Source organism: Bibersteinia trehalosi, assembly GCF_004346205.1.
Taxonomy (GTDB): Bacteria; Pseudomonadota; Gammaproteobacteria; order Enterobacterales; family Pasteurellaceae; genus Bibersteinia; species Bibersteinia trehalosi.
Window position 1 is genome coordinate 225,232 of record NZ_SMAM01000001.1, and the last position, 12,077, is coordinate 237,308.

7 protein-coding genes are annotated in these 12,077 nt (G+C 37.8%); 5 read left to right on the forward strand and 2 right to left on the reverse strand.

Features of this window, described 5'->3' with window-relative positions:
• Window positions 1-70 precede the first annotated feature (70 nt).
• From gdhA to nrdB, 5 genes are all read left to right on the forward strand, one after another.
• Window positions 71-1,420 (forward strand): NADP-specific glutamate dehydrogenase, encoded by a 1,350-nt coding sequence (gdhA, locus tag EDC51_RS01160; RefSeq protein ID WP_131927935.1) that lies wholly within the window; start codon window positions 71-73, stop codon window positions 1,418-1,420.
• A 123-nt stretch (window positions 1,421-1,543) separates the two neighbouring features.
• Window positions 1,544-3,562 carry an excinuclease ABC subunit UvrB gene (gene uvrB / locus EDC51_RS01165; RefSeq protein WP_131927936.1) on the forward strand — a complete coding sequence of 673 codons (2,019 nt, stop codon included), beginning with the start codon at window positions 1,544-1,546 and terminating at the stop codon, window positions 3,560-3,562.
• 184 nt (window positions 3,563-3,746) lie between these two features.
• On the forward strand, window positions 3,747-5,498 hold the full coding sequence (locus EDC51_RS01170) for a DUF262 domain-containing protein (RefSeq protein ID WP_131927937.1): 1,752 nt from the start codon (window positions 3,747-3,749) through the stop codon (window positions 5,496-5,498).
• Between the two features lie 561 nt (window positions 5,499-6,059).
• Window positions 6,060-8,330 carry a class 1a ribonucleoside-diphosphate reductase subunit alpha gene (nrdA, locus tag EDC51_RS01175; RefSeq protein WP_131927938.1) on the forward strand — a complete coding sequence of 757 codons (2,271 nt, stop codon included), beginning with the start codon at window positions 6,060-6,062 and terminating at the stop codon, window positions 8,328-8,330.
• Window positions 8,331-8,356: 26 nt separating this feature from the next.
• A complete protein-coding gene (gene nrdB, locus EDC51_RS01180; protein WP_131927939.1) occupies window positions 8,357-9,487 on the forward strand; it encodes a class Ia ribonucleoside-diphosphate reductase subunit beta in 1,131 nt (376 codons plus the stop codon).
• A gap of 764 nt (window positions 9,488-10,251) precedes the next feature.
• On the opposite strand, the gene EDC51_RS01190 is transcribed toward nrdB, so the two are convergent.
• Window positions 10,252-10,500: a hypothetical protein gene (locus EDC51_RS01190; RefSeq protein WP_249038449.1), complete on the reverse strand. Its 249-nt coding sequence runs from the start codon at window positions 10,498-10,500 to the stop codon at window positions 10,252-10,254.
• A 151-nt stretch (window positions 10,501-10,651) separates the two neighbouring features.
• Window positions 10,652-12,043, reverse strand: a complete 1,392-nt coding sequence (locus EDC51_RS01195; protein WP_131927941.1) for a glycosyltransferase family 9 protein — start codon at window positions 12,041-12,043, stop codon at window positions 10,652-10,654.
• Window positions 12,044-12,077: the final 34 nt, after the last annotated feature.

A 12,077-nucleotide genomic window follows, 5' to 3' on the forward strand; every position in this document is an offset into this window, starting at 1 on the left:
CTGCTAGACTGCACAGCGTTTTGATTTAACACAACATTCACAAAAATTTTAAATATACAGGAGTAACACTATGAGCGATTTACACGCCCTCAATTCCCTTTTTCAAAAAATCAAACAACGTGATCCAAACCAAGCACCATTTCACCAAGCTGTAGAAGAAGTTTTTGGTAGCCTTGCGCCATTCTTAGAAAAAAATCCACAATATACTAAATATGGTTTGTTAGAGCGTATTGTTGAGCCAGAGCGTGTGATCACTTTCCGTGTGACTTGGGTTGATGATCAAGGTCAAGTGCAAGTAAACCGTGGCTATCGTGTGCAGATGAACTCGGCAATTGGACCTTATAAAGGTGGTTTACGTTTCCATCCAACTGTCGATTTAGGTGTTTTAAAATTCTTAGCCTTTGAACAAGTATTTAAAAATGCCTTAACCACATTGCCGATGGGCGGTGGTAAAGGTGGTTCAGACTTCGATCCAAAAGGTAAATCTGATGCTGAAGTAATGCGCTTCTGCCAAGCCTTTATGAGCGAGTTATATCGCCACATTGGTGCGGATACCGATGTGCCAGCAGGTGATATTGGCGTAGGTGGGCGTGAAATTGGCTACTTATATGGTCAATACAAAAAATTACGCAATGAATTTACTTCTGTTTTAACGGGTAAATCGTTAACTTGGGGGGGGAGCTTAATTCGTCCAGAAGCGACAGGTTATGGTACAGTTTACTTCGCTGAAAGTATGTTAAATACTCGTGGTCAATCAATTGAAGGCAAAGGCGTAGTAATTTCTGGTTCTGGTAATGTAGCACAATACGCTGCAGAAAAAGTGATTCAAAAAGGTGGACGAGTTTTAACGGTGTCAGATTCAAATGGTTTCGTTCAGTTCCCAGCAAGCGGTATGACAGAAGCACAATTACAAGCATTATTTGAACTCAAAAATGAACGTCGTGAGCGTTTATCCGTCTATGCGAAAGAGCAGGGCTTAGCCTATTTTGACGGTCAAAAACCATGGGGAGTCGCGTGTGAAGTGGCATTACCTTGTGCAACCCAAAACGAATTAGACGGGGAAGATGCGAAAACCCTACTCAAAAATGGCTGTATCTGTGTTGCAGAAGGGGCAAATATGCCTTCAACTCTTGCTGCTGTTGAAGTGTTTACCGATGCGAAAATTCTTTATGCACCGGGTAAAGCATCGAACGCAGGTGGTGTTGCAACCTCTGGTTTAGAAATGAGCCAAAATGCTATTCGCTTGTCTTGGACGCGTGAAGAAGTTGATCAACGTTTATTTGATATTATGGCGAATATTCACCAAAACTGTGTTGAAAATGGCTCAGAAGCAGGTGGCTATGTAAACTATGTGAATGGCGCGAATATTGCAGGCTTTAAAAAGGTTGCGACTGCTATGCTAGAGCAGGGTGTAATCTAAGGCTAATTTCTTGTGAGTGAATGAAGAGCAGGCTATAAAGCCTGCTTTTTTTGCAGAAAATTATAAAAAAATCACCGCTTGCTTATGCTAGAATCTTACTAATTTTTCTAAGATTGCATACAAATGAGTAAAAACAGCAAACCCTTTATTCTCCATTCTCCTTTCACCCCCTCCGGCGACCAACCAAGTGCGATTACTAAACTGACCGAAGGCTTAAATGACGGCTTGGCACATCAAACCTTACTTGGCGTAACCGGCTCGGGCAAAACCTTTACCATTGCGAATGTGATTGCGAAGCTCAATCGCCCAGCGATGGTGCTTGCCCCAAATAAAACCCTTGCCGCTCAGCTTTATGCCGAGATGAAAGCGTTCTTTCCGGAAAATGCGGTGGAGTATTTCGTCTCTTACTACGATTACTACCAGCCCGAAGCCTATGTGCCGGCAAGCGATACCTTTATCGAGAAAGATGCCTCTATCAATGAACAGATCGAGCAGATGCGACTGTCGGCAACCAAATCCTTTTTGGAACGCCGAGATACGATTGTGGTTGCCTCCGTTTCTGCCATTTACGGCTTGGGTGATGTGGACGCTTATATGCAGATGATGTTGCATTTGCAAGTGGGGGCGATGATTGGGCAGCGTGAAATTCTCTCCCGCCTTGCGGAATTGCAATACACCCGTAACGATCAGGCGTTCCAGCGTTCGACTTTCCGAGTACGGGGCGATGTGATTGATATTTACCCTGCCGAAAGCGATGAAGTGGCGTTAAGGGTAGAGCTGTTTGATGATGAAATCGAAAATCTGTCGCTATTTGACCCGCTTACAGGGCATAGCTTGGGAAAAGTGCCACGCTATACTATTTACCCGAAAACCCACTATGTGACCCCACGAGAGCGGATTTTGGAGGCGATTGAGCAAATTAAGGTCGAGCTTGCCGAGCGACGTACTTATTTCATCAAAGAGAATAAATTGCTGGAAGAGCAACGGATCGCCCAACGTACGCAGTTTGATATTGAGATGATGAACGAGCTGGGCTACTGTTCGGGCATTGAAAACTACTCCCGCTATCTCTCGGGCAGAAAAGAGGGCGAAGCCCCACCAACCCTGTTTGATTATATGCCTGCTGACGGTATTTTGGTGATTGACGAAAGCCACGTTACTGTGCCACAAATTGGCGGAATGTATCGTGGCGACCGAGCGAGAAAAGAAACCTTAGTACAATATGGTTTCCGCTTGCCGTCCGCACTGGATAACCGACCGCTTAAATTTGAAGAGTTTGAACGCCTTTCGCCTCAGACTATTTATGTTTCAGCGACACCGGGCAATTACGAATTAGAGAAAAATCCTGACGTGGTAGATCAAGTCGTGCGTCCAACAGGATTATTAGACCCAATTATTGAAGTTCGCCCTGTTGCGACACAGGTGGACGATTTGCTTTCTGAAATTCATAAGAGGGTAGCGGTGGACGAGCGAGTGTTAGTAACAACGCTCACCAAAAAAATGGCAGAAGATCTCACCGACTATTTGGACGAACACGGCGTGCGAGTTCGCTATCTGCATAGCGATATTGACACCGTAGAAAGGGTAGAGATTATTCACGATTTGCGAATGGGAATGTTTGATGTGCTAGTGGGGATTAACTTATTGCGTGAGGGCTTAGATATGCCCGAAGTGTCGCTGGTTGCCATTCTTGATGCGGATAAAGAGGGCTTTTTACGTTCCGAACGCTCGTTAATTCAGACCATCGGACGTGCCGCCCGAAACCTCAACGGCAAAGCGATTTTATACGGCGACCGCATTACCAACTCAATGCAAAAAGCGATTACCGAAACCGAACGCCGCCGTGAAAAGCAGATGAAATACAACGAAGAACACGGCATCACGCCACAAGCGTTGAACAAAAAAGTCGGCGAATTGCTCGACATCGGACAATCCGACAAGCCAAAACGGGGCAAACAAGCGGTCAAAAAAGCCGAAAATTCTGCAACCGACTACAAGCCGAAATCCCGTAAAGAACTGGAAAAAGAGCTTAAAACGCTGGAACAACAAATGCGTGATTTTGCGAAAGATCTGGAATTTGAAAAAGCGGCTGCGGTAAGGGATAAAATCGGGCAGTTGAAGGTGTATTTGTTGGAGGTTTGAGTAAATTTCTGCAGATACGATGAATGGGATTCTATTAGAGGAGGATATGCATGTATAATATTAAGAAGAGGAACTAGTTAATTCCTGTGAGAGTTTTTTTCAGAATATAGCTAGTTTAAACGAGAGTTGTTTCAGTTTTTTACAACAGGAAGATTTATTATATTTCTTTTAATAGGAGATTTTTATGTCTAAAGATGAAATGAGATTTAGTGCAAATCACAAGACTTTTTCAACTATTCTTGAGCCAAACTATAAGTATATTATACCAAGATATCAAAGAGAATATTCTTGGGAAAAAGAAACTCATATCCAGGCTTTTTGGGATGATTTAATAGAGCAAATAGATATAACAAATGAATCTGATTATCGAACAAGAGATTATTTTGTTGGTTCTGTTGTTTTAGTTGGGTATGAAGGGAAAGATACTGAGTTTTTAGTAATCGATGGACAGCAAAGGATTACGACATTAACTATTTTTCTTTCTGTTTTAACACATATTGGATTAAAGTTAAGTGAATCAAAAAATAATCCTGATTTTAAGGATTTTGCTGAAGTTTGTTATAGATATATAGAAGGACGGGATAAGAAAAATAAAGAGTTTTTTAAATTAGTTAATGAAACGCCCAAACCATTTTTTCAGGAAAATATTCAGTATAAAGAGAAACAACGTCAGGGAATAGCTAAAACAGATGAAGAAAAAAGATTGAAAGAAGCATACGAATTCTTTTCTAAATCCATTGAGGAAGATTTAAAGAAACACCCTAATAGAGAATTGGAATTCCTGACGGTGATTAGGGATCAGGCATTAAGATTTAGCATTATAAATATTACTGTTAATAATGAAATTTACGCGCAGAAAATATTTGAGACATTAAATACAAAAGGAAAAGATCTTGAAACAATAGATTTAATAAAAAATAAAGTTTTTGATGTTTTAAATAAAGAGCATCCAGATGATAAAGCCAAAACCAAATGGAATGAGTTAAAAGAGATTCTTATTTCAAGAGAGGATGATATAGCACTATCTAAATTCTTCCATCATTATTGGATGTCTAAATATAATTCTGTTGCAGAGCACAAAATATACTCATCATTCCTTAAAAATGTAGAGCAAACAGAAAATTCATACTTAGAGTTTTTAGAAGACATAATTTCTTTTGCTAAACTTTATGTCAGGGTCGTATCACCACAAGAATCAGATTGGAAAGAACAAGATAAAAAAGATATATTTAAGTCATTGATGTCGTTAAGAAGTTTTAAATTAACAGCTCACAGGACAATTATTGTTACTCTTATATGTTTTTATAATAAGAAGCTAATTTCTCTTAAGATTCTAAAGGAATTATTATATAAAATGGTGCTATTTCATTTTATATTTATTGTTACACCATTTAGATCAAGAATTGAAACTACATATGCAAAATATGCGAGACTAATTAATCTGGAAACAGATAAAAAGACCATCTCCATGGTTATTAAGGATTTTAATAATGAGCTAAAAGAAAAATTAGGTGGTGTATCAATAAAAGAGTTTGAGACAAAATTTATGGAGCTAAAATATTCAAACTCATTTACTCAACATAAGGATATTATTAAGTTTATATTTGAGCTAGTAGAATTGCAGATTGAATCAAATACAAAAGAACTTAAGTTTGATCAAGTAACATTGGAGCATATAGAGCCCCAAAGTAAAAATGCTAAATGGATTGATGGTATAGGAAATTTGTTACCGTTAGGTGGTGAAATTAATGGTAAATGCGATAGTAAATCATTTAAAGATAAAATTAGTTTATATCAAAAATCTAATCTTAAGCAAGTTAAATCTTTTTGTAGTAAATATTCTGATAAAGATGTTTGGACAGAAGACTTAGCACAAGGAAGAGCTAATGAAATGGCAAAATCAATTTTTGATTACATTAAATCACAATTTAATTAATATAATCTTATATTAGACGTATTTGTTTGGTAAATTTGTCTTTAATATCCCTATTCATGAACTTAAAAAGCAAACTCCCTAGTTACTAAGCTGGGGAGTTTTTATCAGGATTAGTTAGGAACAGGGGAAATACTACATATCGATAGGTTATCTTTCTACAACCCTGTGAATCTATATACTTTTACAGTAATTTATTATGTGCTATTTTTTGATAGAGATGTTTCTGTTCTGGCATAAAATATTATTTAATTAAATTAAAATTTGTAAAAATAGGTGCAATTCATCTGCTTGCTAAATATCAAATAGATTCAAAGGGAATGTTTATCCAGTATGTTGTATAAAATCATAACAGATGAAATTTATGCAATCTGTTGCTAAATCAGGCGGTAGATTTTATCCCATTATAAAAATACGGTTATTTATAAAGGGGTTATCGCCTGTCAAGGGTAGAGAGGGAGATTTACCGATTGAACTTCATGGTTAAACGCTATATCTTGGTTTTACTTTAGGTAAGACATCCGCATAGGGTGTTTAGTAAGGTATTACGAGATAGGACTAATTATGAATAAAAGTTTAATGGTAACAAAGCGTGATGGCACGCGCGAACAACTCAATCTAGATAAAATTCATCGTGTGATTACTTGGGCGGCAGAGGGGTTAGAGAATGTCTCTGTTTCACAAGTAGAACTCCGTTCTCACATTCAATTTTATGAAGGTATTCGTACTGCAGATATTCATGAAACTATTATTAAGGCTGCAGCTGATCTCATTAGTAAGGATACACCCGATTATCAATATTTGGCAGCACGCTTGGCGATTTTCCACTTACGCAAAAAAGCTTATGGACAGTTTGAGCCACCGCATTTATATGAGCATGTTAAAAAATTAGTTGCGCTAGGTAAGTATGATGCGGATTTGCTGAGCGATTACACGCCCGAAGAATGGGAGACAATGAATGGATTTATTGATCACTGGCGGGATATGACGTTTTCCTATGCAGCAGTAAAACAGTTGGAAGGAAAATATTTAGTGCAGAATCGTGTTAGCGGGGAGATTTATGAATCGGCTCAATTCTTGTATTTACTCGTAGCTGCCTGCTTATTTTCTAAGTATCCAGCAGCAAGCCGCTTAGATTATATTCGCCGTTTTTATGATGCGACTTCCACTTTCAAAATTTCTTTGCCAACACCAATTATGGCAGGAGTGCGTACACCTACTCGTCAATTTAGTTCCTGTGTGTTAATTGAGTGTGATGATAGCTTAGATTCCATCAATGCAACCTCTGCTGCAATCGTTAAATATGTTTCACAGCGTGCTGGGATCGGTATTAATGCCGGCGCAATTCGGGCATTAGGTAGTCCTATTCGTGGTGGAGAAGCATTTCATACCGGCTGTATCCCCTTTTATAAACATTTTCAAACGGCAGTAAAGTCTTGCTCTCAAGGTGGTGTTCGCGGTGGAGCGGCTACCGTGTATTTCCCGATTTGGCATTTGGAAGCAGAAAGCTTAATGGTATTAAAAAATAACCGTGGTGTGGAAGAAAACCGTGCTCGCCATATGGATTACGGGGTACAGATTAATAAAATGATGTATCAACGTTTAATTAAAGGCGGTGAGATTAGTTTATTTAGCCCATCAGATGTGCCGGGGTTATATGAAGCGTTTTTTGCTGATCAAGCTAAATTTGAGCAACTTTATTTGCAATATGAGCAAGATCCGAGCATTCGGCAACGTAAAGTTAAGGCTGTGGAATTGTTTTCATTACTGATGCAAGAGCGGGCTTCAACAGGGCGAATTTATATTCAGAATGTCGATCACTGTAATACGCATAGCCCATTCGATCCTCGTGTCGCACCGATACGCCAATCGAACCTCTGCTTAGAAATTGCTTTGCCAACTAAGCCACTGGCACATTTTTATGATGAACAAGGGGAAATCGCATTATGTACATTATCGGCATTTAATTTAGGCACACTCAGCAATTTAGATGAGTTAGAAGAATTGGCTGATTTAGTGGTTCGTGCGCTAGATGCCCTATTAGATTATCAAGATTATCCGGTATTAGCTGCACGTAACAGCTCATTAAATCGTCGCGCATTAGGTGTAGGCGTGATTAACTATGCTTACTATTTAGCTAAAAACCAAGTGCGTTATTCCGATGGCAGTGCTAATAATTTAACTCACCGTACCTTTGAAGCGATTCAGTATTATTTATTAAAAGCGTCGATGAATTTAGCCAAAGAACAAGGGGCTTGTGCTTATTTTGATCAAACCACTTATGCCAAAGGGTTACTCCCTATCGATACTTATAAAAAAGAAATTGATGAATTAACTCAAGAACCGCTTCATTATGATTGGGAACAACTACGTCAGGATATTCTGCAATTTGGCTTGCGTAATTCCACTTTAACTGCCTTAATGCCATCGGAGACTTCGTCGCAAATTTCGAATGCCACCAACGGAATTGAACCTCCGCGTGGCTATATTAGTGTTAAAGCATCAAAAGACGGTATTTTAAAGCAGGTTGTGCCGGAGTATGAACGTTTAAAAGCATACTATGAACTGCTTTGGGATATTCCTAATATGGACGGCTATTTGCATTTGGTTGGGATTATGCAGAAATTTGTTGACCAAGCGATTTCGGCGAATACAAATTACGACCCAAACCGCTTTGCAGAAGCTAAAGTACCGATGAAAGTATTATTAAAAGATCTATTAACGGCGTATAAATACGGGTTAAAAACCCTTTACTACCAAAATACCCGTGATGGAGCAGAAGATGCGCAAGACGACTTAGATGAAGGCTGTGCTGGTGGTGCTTGTAAAATTTAATAAGAACAGAAATAAAGGAGAATAACATGGCATATACTACGTTTTCACAACATAAAAATGATCAACTAAAAGAACCCATGTTTTTTGGACAAAATGTGAATGTGGCGCGTTATGATCAACAAAAATACGAAATTTTTGAAAAACTGATTGAAAAACAACTCTCATTTTTCTGGCGACCGGAAGAAGTGGATGTGTCGCAAGACCGCATTGACTATGCCCAACTGCCTGAACATGAAAAGCACATTTTTATCAGTAATTTAAAATACCAAACCTTGTTGGATTCTATTCAAGGGCGTAGCCCGAATGTGGCGCTTTTGCCATTAGTGTCTATCCCCGAGCTTGAAACCTGGATTGAAACTTGGACATTTAGCGAAACAATTCACAGTCGTTCTTACACACATATCATCCGTAATATTGTCAATGATCCATCAATAGTATTTGATGATATTGTCACAAACGAAGAAATTATTAAGCGTGCCAAAGATATTTCCGCCTATTATGATGATTTGATTCGTGACAGCCAACTCTATAGTTTGTATGGTGAAGGCAGTTATCAGGTTGATGGAAAAGCCTGTGAGGTCAGTTTGCGTAGTCTAAAAAGACAACTTTATCTCTGTATGATGAGTGTGAATGCGCTTGAAGCAATTCGTTTTTATGTCTCTTTTGCTTGCTCATTTGCCTTTGCGGAACGGCAGCTTATGGAAGGAAATGCCAAAATCATCAAATTTATTGCACGTGATGAAGCATTACATCTTACCGGCACTCAGCATATATTGAATATTATGACCTATGGCAATGATGATCCTGAAATGGCAGAAATTGCACGTGAATGTCGCCAAGAGGCCTACGAGCTTTTTTTAAGTGCTGCTGAACAAGAAAAAGCGTGGGCGGAATACCTATTTAAAGACGGTTCGATGATTGGGCTAAATCGGGATATTTTGGTGCAATATATTGAATATATCACTAATATTCGAATGCAGGCTGTTGGGCTACCATTGCCATTTAAAGCGCGCTCCAACCCCATTCCGTGGATCAATGCATGGCTGGTTTCCGATAATGTACAGGTAGCACCACAAGAAGTGGAAGTCAGTTCTTATTTGGTCGGTCAGATTGATGCAAAAGTAGATAGCAGTGATTTTGGCGATTTTGAACTCTAAACTATGAAGTAAACAAGCGCTTGATTTTTAGCAATTTTTTGCATAATAGACAAAATTGAGTCTGCAAAGTGGGTTAAAACCTTGTAATATAAGGCTTTAACCTACTTTTTATAAAAATGCCTAAAAAATTGCATTTTCTGTTCATCTTCTAATCTCAAAAAATACGGTAAAATTAACGGTATTAATCGAAAAAAGCATTGAAATTCAATCTATTACCTGTGATGGGAGAGGAGGGGTACTAAATGCTTATCTCCATATCCCTACCCAAATGTGCCATTTTCATCAAATCGGACGCGGGATATTTTATTTAACAAAATCATCGAAATCAGAGGCAGGAAAAGAGCTGCTATCTCTGTATAACCCTCTTAAACATCAAATGCTGGAAACGCTACAGCAAACATTATCACAATGGCTAAATAAGCATAAAGAGTACTTTAACGAACGTTCGGAAAATAATTTAAGATGCTTTAAACATAAATGATTACGAAGTGCTTATTGGCGTTTAAAACGTAGCATAAACTATCTATTTGCCTATCAAAGGTATCCCGAACTAGACGTTGCTCATACCACGAATCTGGTTGAGTCATTTTTTTAGACAGATGAACGCAAAATTGGCCTCTCATCAGGGACTAACTGATGAACATAAGATGATGTTTATAAAGGATTTTATTTGCCAACGTAGTTAAAAATAAAGCCATAGCAGACATAACAATGTCCACTATGGCTGGTTCATCGGGAAATTAAACTCAATTTTGTCCACTATACTAGAATGGCTCAGCAGTTTTAGCTGTCTCAGGCACAATGTGGTATGCAGTAGAATTAGCAGGGCGAGAGATGCCTGAATTCTCTATTGCTTTAGCAAGCTGGCAACTAGTCAACCCAAACAAATCCACCCAATCAAGAGGATTGTCAACATAGCCAAATGGTCTTTCCCCACCATTCAACCCAATCTGCTTTTGCGGACAATCTTTTGAAATTCTTCGCCCAAGTGCATTGTATTGATAATGCCACACTTCGCCTTTGTCGTTGCTAATGCCAGTGAGTTGGTTGTTATCTTTTCAATATTTAAGTGAGGTTGAAGTTTTTTCTATTGCTACAATTTGATAATGAACCACTTTTTACCAATCTTTTTGTTTTGTATGATATATAGTGCAATAGAGTATTCTAACAAAGACATTCTTTGAGATAGGTGTGAACCTGCCAAATCACTTTATTCCAGTCATAATCTATCTCTTGTCTAAATAATTGTACACTGTCATACCATATAGAATTCTCTCGGTTAAGTAACCAACGAAAATCAGGTTTATAATTGATTAGAATCCAAGTTGGCTTTCCCATAGCAGCTGCAAGGTGGGCAACAGAAGTATCCACACAAATAACTAAATCCATTTGTTCAATAATGGCAGAAGTATCAGAAAAACTCTCTAATTCAGCATGAAGATCGTGAACATTCGCATAGCATTTTAACTTTTCAGCTTCTTCACTACGCACCTCTTTTTGCAATACATAAAACTCAGCATTTAATGAAAATAACTGAGAAAATAGAGAAAATGGGATACTACGAATTTTATCTGTATCAGTTTTAGATCCGCCACGCCATACAATACCAATTTTCATTTTATTAGGTACAAGCGGTAATTTTTCTTTCCATTTTTGCAAATAGCCAGATAATGCTTTGAGATATTTTGCAGTCAAGGGAATATTCTCTAATGTAGTTTGACATAAATGGGGTAAACTCATCATACTAACCCAATGAGTAAATTGTACAATGTCACCAAATTTTGCTGTAGGTATTCCGTATTCTGCTAAATTAGCCGTTAGAAAGTCATTAATATGTTCATTATTCCAAACTAAAACATTTACGCCTTGCTGTTTAAGATAAATCGCATAGCGAACAAATTGAATATTATCACCGATACCTTGTTCTGAGTGAATAAGTAAACGACTTTCTGCATTGAGTGATTCACCTTGCCATTTGGGCTTTGGAAGGATTATGGGATTTTTAAATGTTTTGTAATTAGTCTCCCAGCGGCTTTCATATAGTTTCCAACCATTTTCATAATCCCCAGTTAATAGCAAGAGTAAGGCTTTATTAAGGGTAGCAATAGCATGTTCTTCTTTGAAATCAGCAAGGTATCGCATTGCATCATTACAATCTCTTAACGCAAGATTGAATAATCCTAATAATGTGGCATTGCCGCTTCTTAATGCAAAATGGATAGGATCTATTTTTTCTTTTAGTAAAGCATTATCGTTTTGCAATATATCGAAGAATATTTCGTAATAATGAGTATGAGATTCAGATTGGTAAATTTTTGCAAAATAATCTTTAGAAATCACCGCTTGATAATTTCGATTATAATGTTCGATATCTATTCTATTTTCTAAATAAGCACAAATTCGATTGTCATATTGAGCAAGAGAATCACAACCTAGTTCTTGAAAAACTAATGCTCTTTTACGGTAAATATCAGGATTTTGATTATCAAATGAAAGAGCGTTATCCACTTCTTTTAATTGTTTTAACTTTTCTAAAAGCAACTTATTTTCCATCATTTTTATTTATCCAATTCATTAAAACAGTATTATC